Source organism: Azospirillum largimobile, assembly GCF_977007025.2.
Window position 1 is genome coordinate 2,781,219 of sequence record NZ_CDRMUA020000001.1, and the last position, 25,691, is coordinate 2,806,909.

Here is a 25,691-nt window from a genome sequence, read left to right on the forward strand (position 1 = left end):
CGTCGAATTTCTAGGACGGGAGCCATCCAGTCGGCAGTGAATTCACTTCGACGTCTTCATGGAATTGATCTGGTAGACGCCCTTGGCGTCCTTGCCGACGGTGAAGGCGACGGTGTCGCCCGGCTTGACCGTGGCGAGGTCGACGGTCGACGCTACACCAAAGTCCATCGTCATGGCCGGCCAGCCGAGCGCCTGGATCGGCCCATGGGTCAGGTTGATGGTGTGCTTGGCGGGATCCACGGTGTTGACCTTGCCGGTTGTGCCATTCGCCGGAGCCGCGGTCGCCGGCATGCCGCCCGCGGCGTGGTCGTGGCTCATCTGGGCCATGGCGGCAACAGGTAGGGACAGCAGCGCGATCAGGGCGGCGGTGGCGATCTTATGCATGGATGGTCTCCTTCTTCTGGTCCGCATCGGAGGACATGGGTTCACGGGGAAGCGGCGGCCGCTCGGTCGTCTGACGCCGGATCGCCGGCGTCTTGACCAGAGCGTAGATGGCCGGGATGACGAGTAGGGTGAGCACAGTCGACGAGACCATGCCGCCGATCATCGGCACGGCGATGCGCTGCATCACCTCCGAGCCGGTGCCGGTGCTCCACATGATCGGCAGCAGGCCGGCCATGATGGCGACGACCGTCATCATCTTCGGGCGCACGCGTTCGACCGCGCCCTCCATGATGGCGGCGTAGAGGTCGGCCACCGTCATGGCCTGACCCTCGGCAGCACGGCGCCGCTTCATCTCCTCCAGCGCGTGGTCGAGGTAGATGAGCATCACGACGCCGGTCTCGGCGGCGACACCGGCCAGAGCGATGAAGCCGACCGCCACCGCCACCGAGAGGTTGAAGCCGAGCAGGGACATGTACCAGACGCCGCCGACCAGCGCGAAGGGCAGCGAGAGCATTACGATCAGCGTCTCGGTGATGCGTCGGAAGTTCAGGTACATCAGCAGGAAGATGATGGCGATCGTCACCGGGATGACGATCTTCAGCTTTGCTGCCGCACGTTCCATGTACTCGAACTGGCCGCTCCAGGTGACGTAATAGCCGGCCGGCATCTGCACCTGTTCGGCCACGGCCTTGCGGGCATCAGCGACGTAACCGCCGATGTCGCGGTCGCGGATGTCGACGTAGATGTAAGCCGACAGCAGCGCGTTCTCCGTTCGCACGGTGGCCGGTCCCTTGGTCAGCCGGACCGAGGCGAGCTGGCCCAGCGGAATGGCGCCGCCGGCCTCCGGGTGGAGCAGGATACGGCTGGCGATGGCGTCGGGGTTGCTGCGCAGCTCCCGCGGGTAGCGGACGTTGACCGAAAAGCGCTCCCGGCCTTCGACCGTCGTCGTCACCATCTCGCCGCCGAGTGCCGTCAGGATGGTGTCCTGCAGATCGCCGATTGTCAGTCCATAGCGGGCCAACTGTTCGCGGTTGGGGTCGATCTCCAGGTAGTAGCCGCCGACGATGCGTTCGGCGTAGGCGCTGGTGGTGCCGGGGACCTGCTTGACCACGGTTTCGATCTCGCGGGCCAGGCGCTCCATCTCCTCCAGGTCCTTGCCGAACACCTTGATGCCGATCGGCGTGCGGATGCCCGTGGAGAGCATGTCGATGCGGGCGCGCAGCGGCATCGTCCAGGCGTTGGAGATGCCGGGCATCTGCACGGCCTTGTCCATCTCCGCCACCAGCGCGTCATAGGTCATGCCCGGCCGCCAGTCCGACTTGGGCTTCAGGTTGATGACCGTCTCGAACATCTCGGTGGGCGCCGGGTCGGTGGCGGTGGCCGCGCGGCCGGCCTTGCCGTAGACCGACTCCACCTCGGGGAAGCTCTTGAGGATGCGGTCCTGCGTCTGCACGAGCTCGGCTGCCTTGGTGATCGACAGGCCGGGCAGCGTGCTCGGCATGTAGAGGATGGTGCCCTCGTTGATCGCCGGCATGAACTCGCTGCCGAGCTTGGAAGCCGGGATCACCGACCACCCCAGCAGGGCAACGGCGATCAGGATCGTCAGGATTTTGGCCCGCAGCACCAGCTTGATCAGCGGCCGGTAGAGCCAGATCAGCAGGCGGTTCACCGGGTTCTTGCGCTCCGGGATGATGCGGCCGCGCACGAACAGCATCATCAGCACCGGCACCAGCGTGATCGACAGGAACGCCGCTCCTGCCATGGCGAAAGTCTTGGTGAAGGCCAGCGGCTTGAACAGCCGCCCCTCCTGCGCCTCCAGCGTGAACACCGGCAGGAACGAGACGGTGATCACCAGCAGACTGAAGAACAACGCCGGCCCGACCTCCACCGCCGCGTCGATCAGCACCTTGGCCCGGTTGGCATCCGGCGGCGCGTGCTCCAGACGTTTGTGGGCGTTCTCGATCATCACGATGGAGGCATCCACCATGGCGCCCACGGCGATGGCGATGCCACCGAGGCTCATGATGTTCGATGTCATGCCCATCCAGTCCATGACGATGATCGCCATCAGCACGCCGACCGGCAACGTGACAATGGCGACCAGTGCGCTCCGCACGTGCAGCAGGAAGATGATGCAGACCAAGGCGACGATGACGCTCTCTTCGATCAGCGTCACCTTGAGGTTGTCGACCGCCCGCAGGATCAGCTCGGAGCGGTCGTAGACGCTCTCGATGCTGACACCTTCCGGCAGGCCGGCCTTCAGCTCGGCCAGCTTGTCCTTGACGCTCTGGATGACGCTCAGCGCGTTCTGGCCGTAGCGCTGGAGCGCAATGCCGCTGACCACCTCGCCCTCGCCGTTCAACTCGGTGAGGCCGCGGCGCTCGTCCGGGCCGATCTCCACCCGTGCCACGTCGCGCAGCAGGATTGGCGTCCCCCGGTCGACCCTGAGGACGATCTCCTCGATGTCTTTGGTGCCGCGCAGATAGCCCCGCCCGCGCACCACGTACTCGGTTTCGGCCATCTCGACGACGCGGCCGCCGACGTCCTGGTTGGACATGCGGATGGCCTGGGCGATCTTGGCCAGCGGTACGCCGTAGGCCTGCAGCTTCTGGGGGTCGACGACCACCTGGTACTGCTGGACGAAACCGCCGACGCTCGCCACTTCAGCGACGCCTTCGGCTTTGGTGAGCTGGTAGCGCAGATACCAGTCCTGCAGGGTGCGCAGCTCGGCCAGCGTGCGGTCCTTGGCAAGCACGACGTACTGGTAGACCCAGCCCACGCCGGTGGCGTCCGGCCCGAGCGTCGGGGTGACGCCGTTGGGCAGTCGTTTGGCGGCGAAGTTCAGATACTCCAGAACGCGCGAGCGCGCCCAGTAGATGTCGGTGCCATCCTCGAAGATGACGTAGACGAAGGAGGCGCCGAAGAATGAGAAACCGCGCACCACCTTGGACTTCGGCACGCTGAGCATGGCGGTGGTGAGTGGGTAGGTGACCTGATCCTCGACGACCTGTGGTGCCTGGCCGGGATAATCGGTGTAGAGGATGACCTGCACGTCCGACAGATCGGGCAGTGCGTCAAGCGGAATGCGCGACACCGAGTAGGCGCCGGCTCCAATGAGAAACAGTGTGCCAAGTAGGACCAGCGCGATGTTGCGCGCGGACCAGCGGATGATGGCGGCGATCATGGTGATGCCCTCCGCCGGCTAATGCTGCTGGTGCTGGCCGCTGCTGCCGCCGAAGGCGCTCAGAGCCGCACGCAGGTTGCTTTCAGAATCGATCAGGAAGTTGGCGCGCACGACGACGCGCTCGCCATCCTCTAGTCCGGCAAGGATTTGGACATATCCATCGGCACGGACGCCGGCTCTAACGTCGCGCGGCTCATAACGGCCTTCACCGGTCTCCACCAGGACCGCTTGCCGCTTGCCGGTGTCGAGCAGAGCGGAGTCCGGCACGGCCAGTTGGGCCATGGCACCGAGCTCGGCGTTCAGATGCACGGTGGCGTAAAGATTGGGCTTGAGCAGACCGTCCGGGTTCTGCAGTTCGACGCGCACCTTGCCGGTGCGGCTCTCCGCCGTAAGGGTCGGGTAGACGAAACCGACCCTGCCGGTGAATGTCCTCCCTGGCAGCGAGTTGACGGTGACGTCCACCTCCTGACCTGGCTTGACGTAGCCGAGGTCCTGTTCGAATACGTCGGCGATCAGCCAGACGTTTGACAGGTCGGCGATGCGGTAGAGTGCTTCACCGGGCATGAAGCGCATGCCGCGCACGGCCGATTTCTCCAGAACCACGCCGCCGCCCGCCGCACGGTAGGTCAGCGTCCGCGACGCCTTACCGGTCTTGCGCAGACGTTGGATCTCCTCCTCGGGAACGTCGAGGTTGCGCAGGCGCTGGAGCGATGCTTCGGCAAGCTGGGCGCCGCCCTGTCGGGCGACGAGGTATTCCTGCTGGGCCAGCACCAGTTCCGGGCTGTAGACCTCCATCAGTGGCTGGCCCTTGCCGACCGTATCGCCGGTGGTATCGACCAGCAGTTTCTCGATCCAGGCCTCGAACTTTGGTGCAACGACGAAAAGGCGACGTTCGTCCACCTGAACGGTTCCAACCGCCCGCACTTGGCGGGAGATCGTCCGACGTGCCGCGGCCTCGGTGCGCACGCCAAGCTTCTGGACCTTGTCGGGGCTGATGGTGACACCCCCCGATACGCTGTCCTCGCCCTCATAGACGGGCACGTAGTCCATGCCCATCGGATCCTTCTTCGGCACCGGGGAGGTGTCCGGCAGTCCCATGGGATTGCGATAGTACAGGATCTTGCGCGGACCGGCGGGGGGCTGCGCCTGCGTGGCTGCCGACACCGGGGCGGCCTCCCCCTCGTAGATCGGGATGTAATCCATCCCCATGCTGTCCTTCTTCGGCACCGGGGAAGTATCGGGCAAACCCATTGGGTTCCGGTAATACAGGACCTTGCCCGCTCCGGAGGGCTGCGCGGCGGGAGCGCCGTGGCCGGAATGGCCGCCCCCTGGAGCGGATTGCGCAAAGGCGGGCGATCCTGCAACGATGGTGCCGGCCATCAGGACGGCGAGAAGGGCTGAGGAGCGGCTCACAGTTCACCTCCGATCAGGCGCTCGATCTCGGCGAGCCGGACCTGCTCCTCGAACGTCACATTCACGTATTCCACCAGCGCGCGGCGCAGCGTTTGCTCGGCCTGCAGCAGGTTGACAAATTCATCGCGTGACAGCTCGTATCCGCGCGTAGCAGCCTCCAGGGCGATGCGCGCCTGCGGCAGGGTGATCTCCCGTACGATGCGTTTGCGCTCCTTGAGCGCGGACAGCATGGCGTGGGCCTCGTGCACGTCGGTGGCGACGTCGAGGCGGATTTGCTCCAGCTTCGCCCGCGCCGCACCGGCCATGGAGACCGCCTCGCGCTGTTCGGCTCGCCGGCGGTCGGCGTAGAGCGGGATGTTGACCTCGACCATCGCCTGGTAGCCGTCGAAGCGGCCGTCACGCCGCATGGCCCCGAGTCCCAGCTCGACATCGGGATAGCCATTCCTCTCAGCAAGGCGGCGGGTTCCTTCAGCCGAATCGATTTGGGCCAGCTGGGCGCGGACCGCCGGGAAGTCGGCACGTGCGCGCTCCACCAGCGCCTCGGCCGGCAGGGTTTCCAGCGGCGGCACCGGTCGGGGCAGGGGTTTTGCCGGCAGAGGTGTCTCGGGCGAGCGAGCGAGCAGACCGTTCAGCCGCACCTGGGCACGGTGCCGGTCGGCGTCCATGCGCGCGAGCTCGGCGGTAAGCGCCCCGGCTTCGGCATTGGCCCCGGTGATGTCCTGCTGCTTGCCGGGACCTTGGGCGTAGCGGGCGCGCGCCAGATCGGACAGGCGCCGGACGGTCCCGAGCAGCTTGCGCGTTTCGTCGGCCGCCAGATGAGCTGCGTGGTACTCGGCGTAGGCGACCTTGACGCGGTAGGCGATCTGATTGGCGACCTCGGCCTGGGCCGCAATTGCCTTGCGGCTGTCGGCGGACGCGATCTCGCGCTTCAGGTCGCGCTTGCCCCACAGCGGGAACATCTGGCGGACCTGGTACAGTTCCTGTCCAGCGCGATAACGCGGCAGGTAGCCGGGACCACTGCGCGGGAGATCGAGTTCGACCTTGAACTTGGGGTCGTCCAGCGCCCCGGCGGAGGCGATGCGCGCCGTTGCGGCATCGGCCTCCAAGGCCACCACTGCAGCCTCCGGGTTCATGCGCCGGGCGGTGTCGATGAAGCGGGCGATGTCGGTGTTCGGCTCTGCCGCTGCCGCTGCCGCGGCCCCGCCGCCGATCAGCAGGGCGGTGGTCACGGTGAGGAGTGCGCGCGCCAAGCGCGTGCGGTGTGTGTCGGCCATGCTTCCGGTTTCCGCCTGTGCAGCCGCATCCATGCCGCTCCGGTTGAGCCGGACGGGCACGGGATGCGATGATTCCGTTGAAGTGACGGGTATCGTTCACGGTGGCGATCCGTCGCGTCGCGCGTCGGATCGCGGTTGGTCAAGCGGCAGCTCGGGGCGGTGGCGGTTCCGGCGCGATAAGGAGAGTGGCCAGCAAGGAGTCGACTGGCGGGTGCCAAGCGACACGGCTCATCATGGTGATGCGGAACACTGCAATGCGCGCAGGCGCCTCAATGCTCGGGCAACAGGGAGCCGCCATGGGCATCCCATGGTGACGATCCTGCTGCGGAGAATCGCAAGGCGGCGCCCTGTGGTCATCATCGTGGTCGGTGCAGGGCTCGTCATGATGGACGGCTCCGTGGTCGGTCATGAGGGCATGCGCCGACGCGCTGCCCGCTGCACCAAGCAGCAGGATCGCCATCACCGCTAGAGCCGTCAAGAACCGGCTGACGTTCACCATTCCACCCTCCAAGGCCCGCCGAGACCGTGCCTCATCGGGACCACCGTGCAGTAAAGCAGGATCGCGGTGCCCCGGCTTTGATCAGGATCAAACCCGGTGGTCTTTCTACCACCATGCTCATATGCCGCTGGACGCAGCCCCTATATCGGTCTTTCGGAGAGCAGTGCCCCCTGTGCGAGCGCTTCTCAGGATGATGGGCTCTCGATGACAATCCGCCGCATCGCCGTTCGTTAGCGGAGATTGTCTCAGGGTTGGAGCATCAGGCTGTTGAATGCGACGGCTGGACGGCATAGGTTGATGAACGAGGGCGCCGTGCATTGAGGTGCGGGATCGCTCTGGTCGGGGACGAAGGCGTTCATCATGTGGACTTTGGTCCGGGCGACAGTGAGGAGGGTGGTGGTGAGCCTGCTGATGCTGGCCACGCTGCTCGTCTACGCCGCTCCGAGCCACGCCAACCTTCTGCCCCATCATCAAGCATCGACTCCGCACGAGCACGCTTTGTCCGACGCTGATGGTGCTGCCATTGCAGTCGTTGCAGACCATGAGCATGAGGAGGTTCCTTGTGGGGACCTCGGGCTGCTCGATAATGGCGCCTGCTGTAGCGTCGCCCAATGCGTCACCATGCACGGCGGTCTGCCTGCGGTGTTGTTCGAAGCATTCATTCCAGGCCTCATTGCTTCCATCCGTCTGCCTGCCTTGGCCACGCCAGACGGCATCGGCATCGACCCGGCTCTGCGCCCCCCGCTCTGACCATCTGACGCCACGAGTCCGCCCGCGCCCGACCTGAGCCTTGGCTCTGCGAAGGACGCAGGTTGCGGCTCTCGTGTGCTTGGCTTTCGCGTCCCCGGCACTCCTGCATGGAGACCGGCCGGGGTGACTCGAACCCGATGTTCAGATGGAGGACGCCATGTCGTCTCTCACCCGCGCGATGCTGCCGGCCTTTGCGCTCGCCGCCATGATGTCGGCCGCCCACGCCCAGACCGCCACCGATCAGGATCACAACGCCCATCATCCTGATGGCACTGCGTCCACCACCACCCAAGTCCAGCCCGCGCCGGCCCCGCCTCCAGCGCCTGCGCAGCCGGCTCCGGGGTCCAAGCTCGATCCGGCTGGCCACGCGCCAATGATGGGTCAGGGCTTAGGAATCGGCATGGTCGTGCGGCCCGGCACCCAAGCCCAGGGCAACCAGCCCGGCATGATGATGAACATGGACCAGATGCGCTCGAAGATGGAGCAGCAGGATGGGCAAGCCGGCATGATGCCCATGATGCGCCAGATGATGATGGGCCAGCATGGCGGCATGGGCATGCCGTTTGAGCACGTCGAGGGCCGCATCGCGTTCCTGAAGGCCGAACTCAGGATCACCGACGCCCAAGCATCGCCGTGGGGCACCTTCGCCGACACGCTACGCGCGAACGCCAAAGCCCATCAGGCAATGCACGAACAGATGACCAAGGGCGGCATGCCGGCCGCATGGCCGGATCGTCTGACCATGCAGCAGAAGATGCTGAACATGCGTCTCGATGCCGTGAAGGCGCTCGAGACGGCCGCCAGGCCGCTCTATGCCGTGCTGACCGACGAGCAGAAGAAACTCGCGGACAAGCTGCTCACCGGCGCTATGGGCATGATGTGAGGAGACGGCCATGACGCACCACGAACACACCCATCACACACCCGGGCCTCAGGCACGCACACCGTGGTACCGGACCTGGACCGGCTTGGCCTGCCTTGGTGCGGCCGCCGTGGCGGCCGTGTACCTGTCGCTCTTCCACGTCGACCATGTGCTCGACGCGCTGCCGCTTCTGATCCTGCTCCTGTGCCCGCTGATGCATCTGTTCATGCACGGCGGTCATGGGCACGGCGGCGGAGACAACGGCAGTGACCGCCCGAACAAGGGAGGTTCGCCATGACGCACGAAGCCTCGGCCTACGGACTCTGGATTCTGGTCGCGCTCAACTCGGCCATCTTCATCATCTTCGCCTTCAGCTTCGGCAAGCCGCAGTCGCCGCGGGACTGGCGGTCCTTCGGAGCATTCAGCGCCTTCATCGTGGCGCTGTTCACCGAGATGTACGGTTTCCCACTGACCATTTACCTGCTGTCGGGCTGGCTCCAGACCCGCTATCCGGGCCTCGACCTGATGTCGCATGATGCCGGGCATCTGTGGTCGACCATCTTCGGTCTGGAGGGCAATCCGCACTTCAACCTATCGCACATCCTCAGCAACGTGCTGATCCTGGCCGGCTTCGTTCTGCTCTCGGCGGCCTGGAAGGTGCTCCACACCGCCCAGAAGCAGCACCGGCTGGCCACGACGGGGGTGTATGCCTACGTCCGGCATCCCCAGTATGTCGCCTTCATCGGCATCCTGTTCGGCTTCCTGCTCCAGTGGCCGACGATTCTGACGTTGGCGATGTTTCCCCTGCTGGTCCTGATGTACGTCCGTCTGGCCGGGTCTGAGGAGCGCGAAGCCAACCGGGTCTTCGGTGCTGAGTACGAGCGCTACGCCGCGGTCACGCCGGGATGGATTCCACGTCTCTCATCCCATAGGCCGAACCACCCGACAGTGGGAGGGCCCTTCGGTGCGTGATGCCGGTTCGAAGCTCATGAAGCAGGTCGCGGCAACGACCGTTGCCCTGTGCCTGCTGGCCCTTCCAGCTGGGGCGCAGACGTTGCGTGATGCGGTTGAGGGCGCTTGGCGGCTCAACCCGGAGGTCAAGAGCCTGGAAGCGCGGCGGGCGGTGGCCACCGCCCAGCGTGGCAGCGGAGAGTCGCTGGTTCCGGCGGCTCCGGCCGTCACGCTGCGCCACACCACGGACTATTTGAGCCGGAATGCCGGGCGGCGCGAGTATGAGGCCGAACTTGGTGTTCCGCTCTGGCTGCCCGGGCAAGGAACCGCAACCATCCGGGCCGCCGACGCGCTGCTGGCACGCACCGACGCCGAGATCGCCGCGCGCCAGCTCGTCATTGCTGGAGAGGTCCGAACTGCCCTGTGGCAGGTCGCACTCGCGGAACGGCGTGCCGAACTTGCCCGTCAGCGTCTCAAGGTCGCCCGCCAACTCGAGGCCGACACCCGGCGGACCGCCCGTGCAGGAGAGGTATCGGAGGCCGATCACCAGCTGGCCCGTGCCGAAGCGCTTGCCGTCGCAGCGGATCTTCGTGACGAGGAGTTGGCCCTGAATGAAGCCCGTCAGGCCTTTCGGACACTGACCGGTGTGGTTCCGCCAAAAGCGGCGCCCGAGCCGGACATTGGCCAACTCCCTCTTGACCAGCATCCGTCCCTGCTGGCGGCGCAGTTGGGCATTCGCTCGGCTCAAACTCAGCGACAGCTGGTCGACCTAAGCACGCGCGACAACCCGGAGGTCGGGCTGATGGCCCGTCGCGAGCGCGACGCCCGCGGAGAGCGGTACGACACCATCATGGGCGTTTCCATTCGCATCCCGCTTTCAGTCGAGGCCGTGAACGCCCCCAAGCGGGCTGAGGCGATGAGCGAGGTGGTCCGCGCCGAAGCCGAGCAGGCCACTGCGGTTCGCACGGTTGAGGCCAGCATCCAGCAGGCCCGATTGTCTCATCAGGCCGCAGCCGAGCGCTTGGCCATCGCCCGTGACCGTGCAACCGCCCTCAAGGCACGGCTTTCCAACATTGAGCGTGCACGAAGGGGCGGCGAAATCAGCCTTGTCGAGTATGTCCGCGCTCAGGAGGCGGCATTCGAAGCCGACTTGGCCCGCGCAACTGCCGAAGTCCAAGTCGGCGCCACCCGTGCCAGCCTGAATCAGTCTCTTGGAGTTCTCCCATGACCATCCGACGCTCTTTCTCCGCGGTGGTTGTCGCCGCGAGCATAGCCGCGCCGGTCGGCTTCCCGGCCCTTGCCCATGAGGGCCACGCACATGGTGGTGAGGAACCGAAGCCGGTCGTCACGACGGCCGCTCCGACTCTGGAAACGTCGTCCGCGGATTTTGAACTCGTGGCCGTTGCCCAGGGCAAGACCCTGCTGGTCTATCTGGACCGCTTCGTCACCAATGAGCCGGTGGCCGGCGCCACTGTCGAGGTCAGCGCCGATGGTGAGGTGATCACCGCATCGCCTGTGCCCGGAGAGGAGGGCCTCTACCGCCTTCAGCCTGGGTGGCTGTCGAAGCCGGGTTCACATGAATTGACTGTCTCGATCACGGCTGCCGATGCCGCCGACCTGCTGATCGGCACGATGGCGATCCCGGCCGGCGTGGCTGACGAGCGCCCCACCACAGCCAACGGCACTATTTCCGACCTGATCGGGCGGGTCCGCCAGGACAGCAGCCTGACGCTTGGCGCTGTGATGATCTTCCTGCTCGGCGTGCTGACCACCATTGCCCTGACGCAGCGTGGGCGCACACGGACGGTCGCTGGGGCGGCTCTGATAGGCCTAGGGGTGCTTCTGGTCAGCGGTGCCGCCTTCGCTCATGGCGACGAGGACCACAGCCAGGATGACAAGGGCAAGGCTGGTGGGGCGGCTGTGCCGATGCCACTGGCCGGCGCATCGGAGAGCCCACGCCGCCTGCCGGATGGCAGCCTCTACGTGCCAAAGCCATCGCAGCGCCTGCTGTCGGTCCGCACCACGGTGGCCAAAACCCAGGAAGCCGCGCAGACGGTCCAGCTGATCGGGCAGATCGTGGCCGATCCCAACGGTGGTGGGCACGTCCAGGCGACGCAGACCGGGCGCATCGAGCCGGGGGACAAGGGGTTGCCCTATGTCGGCCAACCGGTCGAGGCCGGGCAGGTCCTGGCTTACATCGCCCCCGCGGTCACCTCGATGGAACGCAGCGGCCTTCAGCAGCAGATCGCCAACGTGGAGCAGGAGCTCACCATCGTCCAGGCGCGTGTCGAGCGTCTGCGCAAGCTGGTGGGGAGTGTGCCTCAACGCGACGTCGACGAAGCCGAAGCGATGCTCAAGGGTCTGCAGCGGCAGCGTGCCGCTCTGTCTCCCGCGCTGACCGCCAAGGAAGCCCTGAAGGCGCCGATTTCCGGCGTTGTCACGGCCAACAACATCAAGATCGGACAGGTCGTCGAAGGGCGCGACCAGGTGCTGTTCGAGATCGTCGACCCGGCGCGGCTGATGGTCGAAGCGGTCGCCTTCGATCCCCGTGTGGCCAACAGCGTTCGCGGCGCGACGGCCACCACCGCCGACGGCGTTACGCTGGCGCTGGAACATCTCGGCCATAGCCTGGCGCTGAGGCAGCAGGCCATTCCGCTGCTGTTCCGGATCACCAGCCCGCCTCAAGGACTGAGCGTCGGCCAACCGGTCCGCATCGTCGCCCGGATCGAGGGCACGATGTCCGGCATCGTCCTGCCGCGCCAGAGCGTTGTCCGCGGTCCGAACGGCCAGCCGTTGGTCTGGGAGCACGAGTCCCCGCAGCGGTTTGTCGCACGGCCGGTGCGTATGCAGCCGGTGGACGGGAACACGATTCTGGTGTCGGCGGGCATCAAGTCCGAGGCGCGCATCGTGACGGACGGCGCCGGTCTCCTCAACCAGGTCAGGTGAGGAGCGCCGCGCCATGTTCAACTTTCTCGTCAACACCAGTCTGCGCAACCGGCTGTTCGTCCTGGCTGCCGCTGCGATCCTGGTCGTCTACGGTTCCTTCGTCCTGAAGGAGCTGCCAATCGACGTCTTCCCCGACCTGAACAAACCGACGGTCACGTTGATGACCGAGGCTGAAGGGCTCGCTCCTGAAGAGGTCGAGCAACTTGTCACCTTCCCGCTCGAGACCTCGATGAACGGCATGCCGGGCATCACCCGTGTCCGGTCCGTCTCGGGTGTCGGCCTGTCCATCGTGTTCGTCGAGTTCGATTGGGGCACCGACATCTACCGCAACCGTCAGCAGGTCGCCGAGCGCCTCGCCATCGTCCAGGGGCAGCTGCCTCCGAACGTTCGGCCGCAGATGGGCCCAATCTCGTCCATCATGGGCGAGATCATGCTGATCGCTATGTCCGGCGACGGCGTGAGACCGATGGAGGTGCGGGAGATCGCCGACTGGGTGGTACGGCCGCGCCTGCTCGCCATACCTGGCGTCAGCCAGGTCATCCCGATCGGCGGCGAGATCAAGCAGTACCGCGTCTCGCCGGACCCGACGCGTCTGCATGACTTGGAGATCACGACCGACGAGCTCGTGAAGGCGCTCCAGCAGTTCTCCGCCAACACCGGCGGTGGCTTCATCGACCAGCACGCCGAGGAATATCTGATCCGCAACATCGGTCGCACGATCCGGCTGGAGGATCTGCGAAACCTCGTCGTCGCCTACAAGACCGGACAGCCGATTCTGCTGCACCAGGTCGCGGCGGTGGACTTCGCCGCCCGCGTGAAGCGCGGGGATGCTGGGGTGAACGGCAAGCCCGCCGTGATCCTGTCCGTCCAGAAGCAGCCTGGCGCCGATACGACCGAGCTCACCGCCGAAGTCGAGAAGGCTCTGGGCGATCTGACGCAGTTCCTGCCCAAGGGCGTGCAGGCCGACGAGATCCTCTTCAAGCAGGCCAATTTCATCCAGACCTCGATTGGCAACGTCGAGAAGGTGTTGATGGAGGCGATCGCCGTCGTGGCGGTCATTCTGTTCCTGTTTCTGCTGAACGTGCGCACCACGTTCATCTCGCTGACCGCCATTCCGATCTCGATCCTGATCACCGTGCTGGTGTTCAAGGCGTTCGGGATGTCGATCAACACCATGACACTTGGTGGCCTTGCCATCGCCATCGGCGAGCTGGTGGATGATGCGGTGGTGGACGTTGAGAACATCTACCGGCGTCTGGGCGAGAACCGGCGCGCCGGCAACCCGAGGACCGTCCTGGAGGTGGTGGCGTCCGCCTCGCAGGAGGTGCGCTCGGGCATCGTCTACGCCACGATCATCATCATCCTGGTCTTCGTCCCGCTGTTCGCGTTGACCGGCATCGAGGGCCGCCTCTTCGCCCCCTTGGGAGTGGCGTACATCGTCTCGATCCTGGCGAGCCTCGTCACTGCCATTACTGTCACGCCGGTGCTGTCCTACTACCTGCTGCCGCGCTTGAAGCGTCTGGAGGAGCACGATAGCTGGCTGGTGCGACGGCTGAAGGCGGGCAACGCCCGGCTTCTGAGCTGGGCATTCGCCCACCCGCGCACGCTGTTCGCCGCCGTCGCCGTCGCTGTGGGGGTCGCCGCGGCGACGGTGCCCAGCCTGCCGCGCGCCTTCCTGCCGCCCTTCAACGAAGGAACGCTGACCATCTCCATGGTGCTCAACCCCGGAATTTCATTGGCCGAGGCCAACCGGGTCGGCCAGGCGGCCGAGACACTCATCATGAAGGTGCCGGAGGTGAAATCGGTTGGTCGCCGCACGGGGCGTGCCGAGTTGGACGAGCATGCGGAGGGCGTCCACTCCAGCGAGATCGACGTCGATCTGAAGCCGTCCGCCCGCAGCCGGGCGGAGGTGCTGGCCGACGTGCGGGCACGGCTGGCGGCGCTGCCGGTGTCGGTGAACATCGGCCAACCGATCTCGCACAGGCTCGACCACATGCTGTCCGGCGTCCGAGCCCAGATCGCGCTGAAGGTCTACGGCGAGGATCTCGATACCCTGCGCAGCCTCGCCGGGCAGCTTCAGCAGAAGCTCGCGGGTGTGCCGGGGCTGGTCGATCTCCAGATTGAGAAGCAGGTCCGCATCCCTCAGGTGCAGGTCGTCGTGGACTACGAGCGCGCCGCGATGTTCGGCGTGACCCCGGCGATGGCGACCGAGGCACTGGAGAGTCTGTCGAACGGCCGCGTTGTATCGGAGATCGTCGATGGCACACGGCGTTTCGACGTTGTCCTACGTCTTTCCGACGAGGACCGCACCACCAGTGGTCTGGCTGCCCTTTTGGTCGAGACACCAGCCGGCCGGGTGCCGCTGAGCATGTTCGCCTCGGTCGAGGAGACGGACGGCCCGAACCAGATCCTGCGCGAGAACGGCAAGCGCCGCATCGTCATCCTGGGCAACTCCGACGGCAAGACCGACATGGCGCAGATCGTCGCCGGTATCCGCACCATGGTCAGCGGGTCGCAGCTGCCCCCTGGGTACTTCACCAGCCTGGAGGGCACCTTCCAGGCGCAGGAGGAGGCGGCCAAAACCATTGCGCTGCTGTCTCTGGTGTCGCTGGCGATGATCTTCCTGGTGCTCTTCAGCCGGTACCGCTCGGCGGTGCTGACGCTGATCATCATGGGCAATGTGCCGTTGGCGCTGATCGGCAGTGTCGCCGCCCTGTGGATCGCTGGGCAGCCGCTATCCGTCGCCTCGATGATCGGCTTCATTACCCTTACGGGTATCAGCACCCGCAACGGGATCCTGAAGATCAGCCACTACATCAACCTGGTCCTGCATGAGGGCGAGGCCTTCGGCAAGCCCATGGTGATCCGCGGCAGCCAGGAGCGGCTGACGCCGGTGCTGATGACCGCGCTGTCCGCGGGCGTTGCGCTCGTTCCGCTGATGATCGGGGCGGATGCGCCGGGCAAGGAGATCCTGCATCCGGTCGCCGTCACCATCTTCGGCGGTTTGGTCAGCGCCACCCTGCTCGACACGGTCCTGACCCCCGTCCTCTTTCTCAAGCTTGGCGAGAAGCCTCTCAATAATCTGGTCAAGGCCCAAGCCGGCTCTCTGCGTCCAGCCGAAGCCTACTGATCCATTCTGCTACTCAGTTCAATCCAGAAGGAAACCCTACCGTGAAGTTCTCGACCCTTCTCCTCGCCGCCGCCCTGTTCGCCGCGCCGGCCGTGGCCTTGGCCGACGGTCCCAAGATTGGGCCGAACGGGGGCGCGCGCACCGACGCTGGCCCATACCATGCTGAACTCGTGCTCAAGGGCAACGAGATCGTTCTGTATGTGACGGACGGTGCCAACAAACCTGTGGACACCACGGGTGCCAAAGCTGAGGCGACCATTCTGGCAAACAAGCAGACCCAGAAGGTCTCGCTGGAACCAGCCGGTGCCAATACGCTCAAAGGGCAGGCAAATCTTGGTGGCGCTCACGATGGCGTGAAGGTTGTGACCGCGCTGACGATGCCCGGCCAGAAAGCCGTTCAGGCGCGCTTCGACATGGGCCAAGCCGGACATTGATCGAGCGGCCATGAAGGTGCGGGCGCTGGTAGCGCGGACTTCGCGTACTGGCGCCCCGTACCTTGGGCACCACCAGGTGTGAAATGAACCTCTTCATTCTGCAGGACCGCATCCATCAGCTGAGCGATGCGATTGTTGCGAGTGTCTTCCCCAGTTCTCACTGGTGGATGCACCTTGTCGTCCATGTCGTGCTTGTGGCAATGCCTCTGGCATTCCTTACCCTGCTGGTCGCGTTTTTGATCGGCATCGTCCGTCAACGGTTCCGGAACAAGACCACGCGGAAGCCGCCGATCCTTGGCTCACCATTCCCGTCAAATATCTTTACTTACATTATAAAGCACAGTCGTCGTTCTCAGTTAATACTTTTAGCGAGCGCGCTGGTGTCGCTTCCACTACTCTACACGGTACTCGAGCTTCCAAAGCAGATCATCAACAAGGCGCTCGATACCGATACAGAGACAGTTCTGCTATTCGGTCTCTCTATCTCCCGGTACGAGCTGCTCTTTTTACTCTGCGTTCTTTACCTTTCTGCCGTAATCGTGAGCGGGGGATTGAAATACTTCATCAACACTCTCAAGGGCAGTCTGACTGAAGGAATGATGCGCCGGATGCGGTTTGCCGTATTCCGGGGTTGGTCGCGTGGGGAGAAGCCTTGCGATCATTCCCTGGTAATTCCAATGCTGGTGCAGGAGGTCGAACCAATTGCGGGGTTCACCGGTGAGTCCTTCCTCACCCCGGTCTTGGAGGGTGGTACCTTCCTGACCATTCTCGCTTTCATGATAATCCAAGATCCGGTCTTGGGTGCTGCAGCGTTGACGCTGGTTCCGGTCCAGATCGCCATCATCCCGCGGCTGCAACGCCGGGTTAGCGCGTTGGCGCGTGAACGGTCACGGGAGCTGCGTTCGTTTGGGGCCGCGTTGGCGCTTGCCGATCCACGCCATCATCCCAAGCAGCCTGGCCCCGTGCTGCACGTCGCACAATCCTTGAAGCGGGTCCAGGTCATCCGACTTGAGATCTATCGACGGAAGTTTTTTATCAAGAGTCTCAACAACTTCATCACTCATCTGACGCCCTTCTTCTTCTATACCATTGGTGGGTACCTGGTCATTGAAGGGAGACTCTCCCTCGGAGCCCTCGTTGCGGTTCTGGCCGCTCACAAGGACATGTCGGCGCCGCTCCGGGAATTGCTTGGCTACTATCAAACCCTCGACGATGTCCGCGTGCGCTACGAGGAAATTCGACGCTTCCTGGGAGACCAGAACAATGCTGAGGTCCCTCACGGGATAGTTGAAAATCCAAGTGCCGGAGGCCCTCGGCCGCCGCTGGCTGGCGGATATGCCATATGAGCAGCCCTTTCGCCTGCGGCAGTGCGTCAGCGCACCACGGCGAACAGAACCTCTTCACACCACTCTTTCAGCATGGAGATGCGCGATGAGCGCCAACAAGAAGCTTACCGTGATCACACTGGCGCTGCTGATGGGTACGATGCTCACCGGACCGGTTCGAGCCGCCGAAACCCTCAAGCTCTCCGAGGTTTCGCACCTGCACGGTATCGCTGTAGACCCCGGTGATCCGTCCCGCCTGTATCTCGCCTCGCACCACGGTGTGTGGCTGACCAATCCGGACAGCACGGCCACCCGGGTGTCGGACAATCGGCACGACTACATGGGATTCACGCCCAATCCGGCACAGCCAGGAGCCTTCTTCGCCAGCGGTCACCCGGAGACTGGCGGAAACCTCGGCGTCCTTATTTCCACCGATGGTGCGAAGACCTGGAAAGCGGTCTCAAAGGGCGCCAGTGGGCCGGTGGACTTCCACTCGATGGATGCCAGCCCAGCCGATCCTAACGTGCTCTACGGCCATTTCGGCAGCGTCCAGGTCAGCCGGGATGCCGGGAAGAGCTGGGAGGTTACCGGCAAGCCGCCTGCCGACATGTTCGACCTGGCAGCCTCGGCCAAGGACGCGAACACCATTTACGCCGCCACGCGCAACGGCCTGATGGTCAGCCGCGACGCCGGAAAAACCTGGCAGGCGGCCTATATGGTGGCGCGCCCGGCGACCATGGTCACGACGACCAAGGACGGCACCGCCTACGCTTTCCAAGTCGGCACCGGCCTGCTCAAGACCACCGAACCGAGCCTGGCGTGGCAGCCGGTCGGCAACGGCTTCGGCAATGCGGTCCTGCTGCATCTTGCGGTAGATCCGACAAACCCGCAGCGCCTTTATGCCGTAACCGACAAGTCGGCCATTCTAGCCAGCCAGGACGGCGGCAAGACCTGGAAGCCGTTCCAATCGTGACGTGCCAGGAGAGATGATCGTGAAGAAGGCGCTGATAGTTGGCATTGGCTTGATCTTTGCGGCGGTCACAGTGGCTGGCGCGGTTATGGTCGTCGGCCCCAGGGCGGGCGCTGACGCCACCGACCTCACGCAGGTTGCCCGCGGGAAGGCGATCTACGCCGAGCAGTGCGCGTCGTGTCACGGGTCTCGGCTTGAGGGCCAGCCGAACTGGCAGAGCCGTAAGCCCGACGGTCGTCTGCCGGCGCCGCCTCACGATGCCTCAGGCCATACATGGCACCACCCGGACGCGGATCTCTTCAAGATAACCAAGCAGGGCATCACGGCGTTCGCCCCGCCTGACTACAGCAGCGACATGCCTGCGTTCGGCGGCACCCTGAGCGACGCCGACATCTGGGCCGTTCTGGCCTTCATCAAAAGCTCCTGGCCGGAAGAAATCCGTCGCCGTCACACCGCCATAAACGAGCGGTCGAAGTGGTGAGGAGAAAAAGAATTCAGCCTGCACATCGGGATTGACCTTCCAATCATTGGAAGGTGGAGCATGGAGATCACGTCGCCGCCACACCTCGAACCGGGGTGGCGCCGCGCAACGCCGGGATACCGACGCCGGGCCTGCGAAGGGAGAAGCGAACATGAACGACCCGCACCATGGCCATGGGCACCAGCACGGGCTTGACCACCATAGTCATCATCACCACGCAGGATCTGGTGACCGAACGACAGTCAAAGACCCTGTCTGCGGCATGATGGTCGACCCGGCTCAGACCGCACACCACGCAAAGCATGGTGGCCATACCTTCCACTTCTGCTCGGCGCGCTGCCACGACAAGTTCGTTGCCTCCCCGGAGCAGTACCTGAAGCCGGAAGCTAACCCCGCGGCACCGGAGTTGGCTGGGCAGGCCTCGCCTCACAAGGGGGTCATCTACACCTGCCCGATGCATCCGGAAATCCGTCAGGAGGGGCCAGGCAACTGCCCGATCTGCGGCATGGCTCTGGAACCGGTGGGGACCAGCCTCGAAGAAGGGCCGAACCCGGAACTCATCGACATGACCCGGCGCTTCTGGATCGGCTTGGTGCTCAGCGTGCCGCTGCTGGTCATGGAGATGGGCAGCCATATTCCGGCCCTTGGCCTTCATGACCTGGTGCCGCCGCGGATCTCCATCTGGATACAGTTGCTCCTGGCGACGCCGGTCGTGCTGTGGGCGGGCTGGCCGCTGCTGGAGCGCGGCTGGCAATCGTTCCGGCGGCGCAGTCTGAACATGTTCAGCCTGATCGCCCTGGGTGTCGGCGTTGCCTACCTCTTCAGCTTGGTCGCGACCTTCCTGCCCGGTCTCTTCCCAGCGAGCTTCCGGGGCATGGACGGGGTGGTGGCGGTCTACTACGAGGCCGCCGCTGTCATCACTGTGCTGGTGCTGCTCGGCCAGGTGCTGGAACTGCGCGCCCGCGAGCAGACTGGCGGTGCCATCCGGGCGCTGCTGAACCTGGCGCCCAAGACGGCCCGCCGCGTCAAGGCGAACGGAGAGGACGAGGAGATTCCCCTCGATCACGTCCGGGTCGACGACCGGCTGCGTGTCCGTCCCGGCGACGGGGTGCCGGTGGACGGCGAGGTGCTTGAAGGTCGCAGCGCCGTGGACGAGTCGATGGTCACCGGCGAGAGCATGCCGGTCGAGAAGGAGGCCGGTGACAAGGTGATCGGCGGCACCGTGAACCAGACGGGCGCCTTGGTGATGCGGGCCGAGAAGGTCGGCTCGGATACCATGCTGTCGCGCATCGTGACCATGGTGGCCGAGGCGCAGCGCTCGCGCGCGCCCATCCAGCGGATGGCCGATGTGGTGTCCGGCTACTTCGTCCCGGCAGTCATCCTTGTCGCCCTCGTCGCCTTCGCCGGCTGGATGGTCTGGGGGCCCGACCCCGCCTTCGCTTACGCCCTGATCGCGGCGGTCTCGGTGCTCATCATCGCGTGCCCCTGTGCCCTGGGGCTGGCGACACCGATGTCGATCATGGTCGGGGTGGGAAAAGGAGCGACGGCCGGCGTGCTGATCAAGGACGCGGCGAGCCTGGAGCGGTTCGAGAAGGTCGACACGCTGGTGGTGGACAAGACCGGCACGTTGACCGAGGGAAAGCCGAAGGTGACCGCAGTCGTCGCGGCGGCTGGTATCGACGAGGCGGAGCTTCTCTCCCTGGCAGCCAGTTTGGAGCGGTCAAGTGAGCATCCCCTGGCAGCTGCCATCGTCGCGTCCGCCAGGGAACGGGGGTTGGCTTTGCATGAGGTCGCCGACTTCGGCTCCGTCACCGGCAAGGGGGTGGTTGGGACGGTTGGCGGTCGCGAGGTTCTGCTCGGCAATGCGGCAATGATGCGGGACCGGGGCGTAGCCCTGGACGACCTGGATGCCCGTGCAGACGAGCTGCGGCGGGAGGGGGCGACGGCGCTGTTCGCCGCGGTGGACGGCCGCCCGGGCGGCGTCATCGCGGTGGCCGATCCGATCAAGGCGAGCACGCCGCATGCCCTGGAAACGCTGCGCGCTGATGGCGTGCGCATTGTCATGCTGACCGGCGATAATCGGACCACCGCGGAGGCGGTGGCGCGCCGTCTGTGCATCGACGAGGTCGAGGCCGAGGTCCTGCCCGACCAGAAGCATCAGATCGTGCGGAAGCTGAAGGCGGAGGGCCGCGTGGTCGCCATGGCGGGCGACGGCGTCAACGATGCTCCCGCACTCGCCGAAGCGGACGTCGGGGTCGCAATGGGCACCGGAACGGAGGTGGCGATCCAGAGCGCCGGCGTGACGCTGGTGAAGGGCGACCTCGCCGGCATCGCGCGGGCTCGGGTGCTGAGCCGCGCCACCATGGGCAACATCCGCCAGAACCTCTTTCTGGCCTTCGTCTACAATGCGCTTGGGGTGCCGGTGGCGGCCGGCGTCTTCTATCCCCTGTTCGGCTGGACCCTGAGCCCGATCATCGCGGCCGCCGCCATGGCGCTGAGCTCGGTGTCGGTCATCGGCAATGCGTTACGCTTGCGCATGACGAACCTGTAGGAGGGGGGCCAGGCTGTTGCAGAAGGCGAGCAGCAGGGGCCACACGTCCAATGGCTCCATCGGTGCCCATCGCCTATGGCGAGGCGATTGCCATTGCTTTCTTGGGCCTTGCGATTAACCTCGGGAGCGCGTGCCTGCTCGGTGGCGAGCAGCATTACAATGGGCATGGACACCATCACGATTGCGGCGCCCATGAAGACAACGACCATCATGACCACTACTATAATGACCATGATGATGAGCACCACTCTCATGGGCATGGCGGTCACCACGCCCACGACCTGAATATGCGGTCAGCCTACATCCATGTCTTGGCCGACGCAGCGACCTCCGTTCTCGCCATCCTGGGGCTTTTGGCGGCAGGCCTGTTCGGCTGGACCTGGATGGAGCCGATCGTCGGCTTGGTCGGTACGGCTGTCATCCTCAGTTGGGCTTACGGCCTCATTCGGGACGCCGGGGCAGTGCTTCTTGACACGGTGCCGGACCCAATGATGGCGGCGGCGGTCCGGACAACCCTGGAGACCGACGGCGACCGGGTCTCCGACTTTCACCTTTGGCGGGTGGGCCCGGGCCATTTGGCGGCCATCATTGCTCTGGTGTCGGACCATCCCAAGCCGGCGGCCGTGTACAAGGCGCGCTTAGCCCACCTGCACGGCCTCAGCCACGTCACCGTGGAGGTGGCGCAGTGTGCGAGCAGCCACGTTTCCAGTAGCGACTACGACCATCATCCCCACGCGGTATGATGGCTCGCCTTGAGACTGAGGCACAGACGGATCGGGAATATCTTCTACATTCTCTGCTCGCCGGCTATCATATATGGAATCTCCATCGAAGGATGGGCTTTTGAGCAGTGAAGCAGTTGGCCGGCAAACGCTAGGGGTTGAGCTACTCATATGGAACATTTTTTCCGCGATAACATAGTCAATGATTTGTGCGAAAATCTTTCATCAGAAAGATTCGGAGCCATATTGGTGAATTCTCCGTGGGATATCCTCCACGAAGAGTTGCGGGGCAAGGGGTTTGCAGCTGAACCTGAGAAATGTCACGAAGCGCTGATGAGCACGTTGCTTTCTTTACCTATTGAGCGCTTTCTAGACGACAGATGTCATCTGTATTTGTATGTTCCGAACGCCTATATTCCTTCTGGTTTGGAACTGCTAAAGAAGTGGGGGTTTGATTACAAAAGTAATCTGATTATTCGCAATGGTACAAGAACAACTGGGTCAAGTAATCAGAGTTCAAAATTATTCCGCAACGTAACGGACATGTTTCTTTTTGGTGTGCGTGGTAAGGGTGCTCGCACTCTTGATCCAGGACGAACACAAGTTAACTATTTCGCAGCGCCCCGTCAACTTCACCGAGTGGTTGAGGCGTGCAGTTCTGGGCCATATCTTGAGCTCTTCAATGACCAAGCGCGGCTTGGTTGGACAACCTGGAAGTGGCGGTTTCTTGAGCATGCGTAAAATCGATACAGAGTGCGGGTGATGCTATGGCAGACGAAGATGTGTGGAAGCCGGGAAGTTTTACAAAAAACTTCAGCTGGGGAAGCAAAGATAACGGACTTGTTCAGCTGTATAATAGTATACAGGTAGGATTTGGGGGCGTTGTTAGTGATGTCAGTCGAAAGGTCTTTCGCGAGCGCGTAGAGCAATTGAATCGGCCTGACTTCATACCAATTAACTTTTTCCTTTTTAACAAAAAAGGCGATGGATTTGACAATATCATTTCTGATGAGCTTGTTTTTCAGGCAATAATGGGTGACCATACTGCACGCTTTGATAAACTTGCCTTGTTTGCTTTCAACTTTAGTTATGTTGGGAGGTGGAAAGGTGCGCGCCCTAACCAGCGGCGTCCAGCGCTTTGGGCTTTTCATTACATCAGAGATCGTGTCTCTAGCACAATGTCCTGGAATACTGCTGGTGTGTCCGTAGACGACATCGAACATTTCGTTATAGGTGATACAAGATATTCTGCTGAAACCGCGAGAAAACTCGCGAGCAACTTGAACCACTTATACTCCGCGGGCGGCCTGTCAGAGTTCGGCCAAAAGAAAGTTGACCGCTGGTGGGCTGACGCGCTTTTCCTTGCTCTTGATCGACTTATTGAAGACCGACTCCTTGATGGTATTCATACGCCTCCTGCCGATTATGCAGCAATATTGTCAAACTCAGGTTTTCACGCGATAAGTGGGAAATCAAGCATAGAGAAGAGTTTGGCTGAGAAGCACCTGATCCGCCTTTACACTATGTGTGGTGGAAGAGAGCGCTTTTCTGTCGAGCAAACTCTGCAGAGAGTTGATGCAGAAATTCCGGTTGATGCCCGTGAGATACCTAATAGTATCTTTCCATATGGGGTTGTTCATCCAACCAACCCTAACATCTTAAAGAACATTCCGCCTACCTGCGTGCCACTTGCGAGAGCTGCTGGCTTCGACATTGTTCGGGCGATGGACTTGGAAGATTTCGGTGCGGACGAGTACATAAAGGAAAAGACAAGAGAAGCTGCCGAGAGAATGTTGGCAGAAAATACCTCTCCAATCATGAGCGCTGAAGAGTTAGAGAAATTGACGAGGGAATAATGGCCACGTTCTTTGATACAAATGCGCTCATATATCTTTTAGATCGTCAGAGTCCGTATCACAAATCGTCAATGAACGAATTCATAGAGTGCAAAGCAAAAGGGCCAGTTGTTGTATGCGATATCGTTTACTGCGAATTTTCTATTGGGATGGGGAGTAAAGAAGCGGTCGATGCAGCTATAGCAGCATATGCTTTCGAGCGTTTTAGAGGAAGCGATGAGGCTCTTATTAAGGCAGGTGCGGCATTTAAAAAGTACAAGGATTTCGTAAAGGAGGAGAAGAGGAAGCAAAGATTGCCTCCGGAGGGGGAGGAGGGAAGGAGAAAGGTTCTTCCTGACTTTTATGTCGGGGCCATTGCAGAGGCAGAGGGGTGTCCTCTAGTTACAAGAGATAAAACGCATTATGAAAAATGGTTTGTTGATTTGGAATTGATTATATTGTGTAAATCTGGATGATTTGAGTTATTCATTCTCTATGTTGAATGCTGATTAAAAGATTATTTTCACTTTTGCCTAAAACAAATGATGTTTGGGCAGCTTTGCTGTGGGCTATAAACAACGAACTGTGGGAACTGGGGCTTACAAGCCTGAGAGGAAAGCCATTCAAACGGAAAATGCTTCAAGCCTTGTCCTCGGCAGGGTGAAGCAAGCCCTGCTCTCGGGCTAGGTCAAGGAGGGCCTTGACGCTCGACGGTGCCCAAGTCCTAGCCCCGGTTTTGGTTGGGATGCCCTGACGCTCCAGCTGGCGGCCGATGCGGGCGAGCGTCGGCTTCTCCCCATCGGCGGCGTTGTGGATGGTCGCAACCAACTCCACCAGCCGCCTGACCTGCGCCACCGCCGTCTTGGAGCGCCGTGGTGCGGGCTTCAACAGGCCGGCATCGGCAAGGCCGTCGGCGACCAGGCGGCGGACGGCCCGGATCAACGCGTCGCGCGTCCAGGGGGCCGGGTTGTCGCCCGGGCGCTTCTTCACCGCGGTGTTGAGCACGTCAACGACGCGGTCCCACGGGTGTGCTGGCCGTAGCCGTTCGACGACCGGGAGGAACTCCCCGGCGCCCTCAGCGACCCGCTCGCTGAGGAGGTTGTCCCGGGCGCGGGCCACTCGGCGCCGGGCGAGCGGGTCCTTGGCGATCAGACCTGGGTTGCCCGGCTGCTTGCCTATCGCCTTGGCAGCCCTCACGCCGGCCTTCGTCCGCTCGCGAATCAAGGATCGTTCGAACTCGGCCACAGCTCCGAGGATCTGCAGGGTGAACTTGCCCTGCGGGCTCCCCGTGTCGATCGGGTCACCCAGCGACTTGAAGGCCGCTCCCTTGCGCTCCAGACCGTCTATCACGTCGAGCAGATGAGCGAGCGAACGTGCCAAGCGGTCGATGCGCACCACCACCAGTGTGTCGCCCTTCCGCACCCGGTTCAAGACCGCCTTGAGCTGCGGCCGCTCGCGGTCGGCGCCTGAGGCGTTCTCCCGGAAGATCTCGGTGCAGCCGAATGCCTTCAGGTCGAGGAACTGCGCCTCGGTCGACTGGTCCTCGGTGGAGACTCGTGCGTAGCCGATGAGGGCCATGGGCGTCTGTTTTCTATGTACGATGGCTTCCCAGCCAGCAGGGCAAGGCACCCCAGCTGGCCGGCTGCGTCAGCATACCCTATTTTCAGGACAATCGCTGATCTATAACCGGTCGGTTGATATCCAGCGGAATAATTATGCTCGTCTGCTCCAGGCCGACCTCCTGGTGCCCTAAGCGAAGCAGAACTCCAAAGCAGATGGTCGGCTGGTATACGCCAGCCAGAGCGACCGGTAATGCGCACGCGGCTTGAGCATGTTTCGAGTACTTGAGAAAAACTCGACTTTTCAAAAGCTTGAAGGGGATTGCCCAGGGTTATGGATCGGCTTTTCGCATGATCCAAGTGGCAATGCGGCGGCCTTGGGAAGTCTGAAAATTGTGGGGTTTTGGTACCGGAAATCCCC

21 protein-coding genes are annotated in these 25,691 nt (G+C 63.1%); 16 read left to right on the plus strand and 5 right to left on the minus strand.

Features of this window, described 5'->3' with window-relative positions; translation table 11 throughout:
- Window positions 1-42: 42 nt before the first annotated feature.
- The 4 genes from ACWPKK_RS13200 to ACWPKK_RS13215 all read right to left on the minus strand — a co-directional run bounded on the left by ACWPKK_RS13200 (window position 43) and on the right by ACWPKK_RS13215 (window position 6,255).
- Window positions 43-384 (minus strand): copper-binding protein, encoded by a 342-nt coding sequence (locus ACWPKK_RS13200; protein WP_452004577.1) that lies wholly within the window; start codon window positions 382-384, stop codon window positions 43-45.
- Window positions 377-3,568 carry an efflux RND transporter permease subunit gene (locus ACWPKK_RS13205; RefSeq protein WP_452004580.1) on the minus strand — a complete coding sequence of 1,064 codons (3,192 nt, stop codon included), beginning with the start codon at window positions 3,566-3,568 and terminating at the stop codon, window positions 377-379. Before ACWPKK_RS13205 ends, ACWPKK_RS13200 begins: the two co-directional genes overlap by 8 nt.
- 18 nt (window positions 3,569-3,586) lie before the next feature.
- Window positions 3,587-4,819 carry an efflux RND transporter periplasmic adaptor subunit gene (locus tag ACWPKK_RS13210; RefSeq protein ID WP_452004791.1) on the minus strand — a complete coding sequence of 411 codons (1,233 nt, stop codon included), beginning with the start codon at window positions 4,817-4,819 and terminating at the stop codon, window positions 3,587-3,589.
- Between the two features lie 158 nt (window positions 4,820-4,977).
- Window positions 4,978-6,255, minus strand: coding sequence for a TolC family protein (locus ACWPKK_RS13215; protein WP_452004583.1), 1,278 nt, complete (start codon window positions 6,253-6,255; stop codon window positions 4,978-4,980).
- Window positions 6,256-7,153: 898 nt separating this feature from the next.
- On the opposite strand from ACWPKK_RS13215, the gene ACWPKK_RS13220 reads away from it, so the two are divergent.
- From ACWPKK_RS13220 to ACWPKK_RS13295, 16 genes are all read left to right on the plus strand, one after another.
- Window positions 7,154-7,504 (plus strand): hypothetical protein, encoded by a 351-nt coding sequence (locus ACWPKK_RS13220; protein ID WP_452004586.1) that lies wholly within the window; start codon window positions 7,154-7,156, stop codon window positions 7,502-7,504.
- Between the two features lie 157 nt (window positions 7,505-7,661).
- Window positions 7,662-8,387 carry a Spy/CpxP family protein refolding chaperone gene (locus ACWPKK_RS13225; RefSeq protein ID WP_452004588.1) on the plus strand — a complete coding sequence of 242 codons (726 nt, stop codon included), beginning with the start codon at window positions 7,662-7,664 and terminating at the stop codon, window positions 8,385-8,387.
- Window positions 8,388-8,397: 10 nt separating this feature from the next.
- Window positions 8,398-8,664, plus strand: coding sequence for a DUF2933 domain-containing protein (locus ACWPKK_RS13230; protein WP_452004590.1), 267 nt, complete (start codon window positions 8,398-8,400; stop codon window positions 8,662-8,664).
- Window positions 8,661-9,338: a methyltransferase family protein gene (locus ACWPKK_RS13235; RefSeq protein WP_452004592.1), complete on the plus strand. Its 678-nt coding sequence runs from the start codon at window positions 8,661-8,663 to the stop codon at window positions 9,336-9,338. The genes ACWPKK_RS13230 and ACWPKK_RS13235 overlap by 4 nt, the downstream gene beginning before the upstream one ends.
- A gap of 16 nt (window positions 9,339-9,354) precedes the next feature.
- Entirely contained in the window at window positions 9,355-10,545 is a 1,191-nt protein-coding gene (locus tag ACWPKK_RS13240) for a TolC family protein (protein WP_452004594.1), read from the plus strand.
- Window positions 10,542-12,263 (plus strand): efflux RND transporter periplasmic adaptor subunit, encoded by a 1,722-nt coding sequence (locus ACWPKK_RS13245; protein WP_452004596.1) that lies wholly within the window; start codon window positions 10,542-10,544, stop codon window positions 12,261-12,263. Before ACWPKK_RS13240 ends, ACWPKK_RS13245 begins: the two co-directional genes overlap by 4 nt.
- A gap of 13 nt (window positions 12,264-12,276) precedes the next feature.
- Window positions 12,277-15,393, plus strand: coding sequence for an efflux RND transporter permease subunit (locus ACWPKK_RS13250; RefSeq protein ID WP_452004598.1), 3,117 nt, complete (start codon window positions 12,277-12,279; stop codon window positions 15,391-15,393).
- Window positions 15,394-15,434: 41 nt separating this feature from the next.
- The gene (locus ACWPKK_RS13255) at window positions 15,435-15,827 is read left to right on the plus strand and encodes a hypothetical protein (protein WP_452004601.1); all 393 of its coding nucleotides are present in this window, start codon (window positions 15,435-15,437) and stop codon (window positions 15,825-15,827) included.
- A gap of 83 nt (window positions 15,828-15,910) precedes the next feature.
- The gene (locus ACWPKK_RS13260) at window positions 15,911-17,173 is read left to right on the plus strand and encodes a hypothetical protein (RefSeq protein WP_452004603.1); all 1,263 of its coding nucleotides are present in this window, start codon (window positions 15,911-15,913) and stop codon (window positions 17,171-17,173) included.
- A gap of 85 nt (window positions 17,174-17,258) precedes the next feature.
- Entirely contained in the window at window positions 17,259-18,125 is an 867-nt protein-coding gene (locus ACWPKK_RS13265) for a hypothetical protein (protein ID WP_452004605.1), read from the plus strand.
- A gap of 19 nt (window positions 18,126-18,144) precedes the next feature.
- Window positions 18,145-18,603 (plus strand): c-type cytochrome, encoded by a 459-nt coding sequence (locus ACWPKK_RS13270; protein WP_452004606.1) that lies wholly within the window; start codon window positions 18,145-18,147, stop codon window positions 18,601-18,603.
- 151 nt (window positions 18,604-18,754) lie between these two features.
- Entirely contained in the window at window positions 18,755-21,154 is a 2,400-nt protein-coding gene (locus tag ACWPKK_RS13275; protein ID WP_452004608.1) for a heavy metal translocating P-type ATPase, read from the plus strand.
- A 50-nt stretch (window positions 21,155-21,204) separates the two neighbouring features.
- Window positions 21,205-21,897, plus strand: coding sequence for a CDF family Co(II)/Ni(II) efflux transporter DmeF (gene dmeF, locus ACWPKK_RS13280; RefSeq protein ID WP_452004611.1), 693 nt, complete (start codon window positions 21,205-21,207; stop codon window positions 21,895-21,897).
- Between the two features lie 150 nt (window positions 21,898-22,047).
- Complete coding sequence (locus ACWPKK_RS13285; RefSeq protein ID WP_452004614.1) at window positions 22,048-22,617, plus strand: MT-A70 family methyltransferase; 570 nt, start codon at window positions 22,048-22,050, stop codon at window positions 22,615-22,617.
- Window positions 22,618-22,643: 26 nt separating this feature from the next.
- A complete protein-coding gene (locus tag ACWPKK_RS13290; protein WP_452004616.1) occupies window positions 22,644-23,732 on the plus strand; it encodes a hypothetical protein in 1,089 nt (362 codons plus the stop codon).
- Window positions 23,732-24,187, plus strand: a complete 456-nt coding sequence (locus ACWPKK_RS13295; RefSeq protein WP_452004618.1) for a type II toxin-antitoxin system VapC family toxin — start codon at window positions 23,732-23,734, stop codon at window positions 24,185-24,187. Before ACWPKK_RS13290 ends, ACWPKK_RS13295 begins: the two co-directional genes overlap by 1 nt.
- A 163-nt stretch (window positions 24,188-24,350) precedes the next feature.
- On the opposite strand, the gene ACWPKK_RS13300 is transcribed toward ACWPKK_RS13295, so the two are convergent.
- Window positions 24,351-25,289, minus strand: coding sequence for a recombinase family protein (locus ACWPKK_RS13300; protein WP_452004620.1), 939 nt, complete (start codon window positions 25,287-25,289; stop codon window positions 24,351-24,353).
- Window positions 25,290-25,691 lie beyond the last annotated feature (402 nt).

Excerpts from the sequence above, each read along its gene's own strand:
- ACWPKK_RS13200 (WP_452004577.1), bottom strand. The coding sequence starts at position 384 with ATGCATAAGATCGCCACCGCCGCCCTGATCGCGCTGCTGTCCCTACCT.
- ACWPKK_RS13205 (WP_452004580.1), bottom strand. The coding sequence starts at position 3,568 with ATGATCGCCGCCATCATCCGCTGGTCCGCGCGCAACATCGCGCTGGTC.
- ACWPKK_RS13210 (WP_452004791.1), bottom strand. The coding sequence starts at position 4,819 with ATGGGTTTGCCCGATACTTCCCCGGTGCCGAAGAAGGACAGCATGGGG.
- ACWPKK_RS13215 (WP_452004583.1), bottom strand. The coding sequence starts at position 6,255 with ATGGCCGACACACACCGCACGCGCTTGGCGCGCGCACTCCTCACCGTG.
- ACWPKK_RS13225 (WP_452004588.1), top strand. The coding sequence starts at position 7,662 with ATGTCGTCTCTCACCCGCGCGATGCTGCCGGCCTTTGCGCTCGCCGCC.
- ACWPKK_RS13230 (WP_452004590.1), top strand. The coding sequence starts at position 8,398 with ATGACGCACCACGAACACACCCATCACACACCCGGGCCTCAGGCACGC.
- ACWPKK_RS13235 (WP_452004592.1), top strand. The coding sequence starts at position 8,661 with ATGACGCACGAAGCCTCGGCCTACGGACTCTGGATTCTGGTCGCGCTC.
- ACWPKK_RS13240 (WP_452004594.1), top strand. The coding sequence starts at position 9,355 with ATGAAGCAGGTCGCGGCAACGACCGTTGCCCTGTGCCTGCTGGCCCTT.
- ACWPKK_RS13245 (WP_452004596.1), top strand. The coding sequence starts at position 10,542 with ATGACCATCCGACGCTCTTTCTCCGCGGTGGTTGTCGCCGCGAGCATA.
- ACWPKK_RS13250 (WP_452004598.1), top strand. The coding sequence starts at position 12,277 with ATGTTCAACTTTCTCGTCAACACCAGTCTGCGCAACCGGCTGTTCGTC.
- ACWPKK_RS13260 (WP_452004603.1), top strand. The coding sequence starts at position 15,911 with ATGAACCTCTTCATTCTGCAGGACCGCATCCATCAGCTGAGCGATGCG.
- ACWPKK_RS13265 (WP_452004605.1), top strand. The coding sequence starts at position 17,259 with ATGAGCGCCAACAAGAAGCTTACCGTGATCACACTGGCGCTGCTGATG.
- ACWPKK_RS13275 (WP_452004608.1), top strand. The coding sequence starts at position 18,755 with ATGAACGACCCGCACCATGGCCATGGGCACCAGCACGGGCTTGACCAC.
- dmeF (WP_452004611.1), top strand. The coding sequence starts at position 21,205 with ATGGCTCCATCGGTGCCCATCGCCTATGGCGAGGCGATTGCCATTGCT.
- ACWPKK_RS13285 (WP_452004614.1), top strand. The coding sequence starts at position 22,048 with ATGGAACATTTTTTCCGCGATAACATAGTCAATGATTTGTGCGAAAAT.
- ACWPKK_RS13290 (WP_452004616.1), top strand. The coding sequence starts at position 22,644 with ATGGCAGACGAAGATGTGTGGAAGCCGGGAAGTTTTACAAAAAACTTC.
- ACWPKK_RS13295 (WP_452004618.1), top strand. The coding sequence starts at position 23,732 with ATGGCCACGTTCTTTGATACAAATGCGCTCATATATCTTTTAGATCGT.
- ACWPKK_RS13300 (WP_452004620.1), bottom strand. The coding sequence starts at position 25,289 with ATGGCCCTCATCGGCTACGCACGAGTCTCCACCGAGGACCAGTCGACC.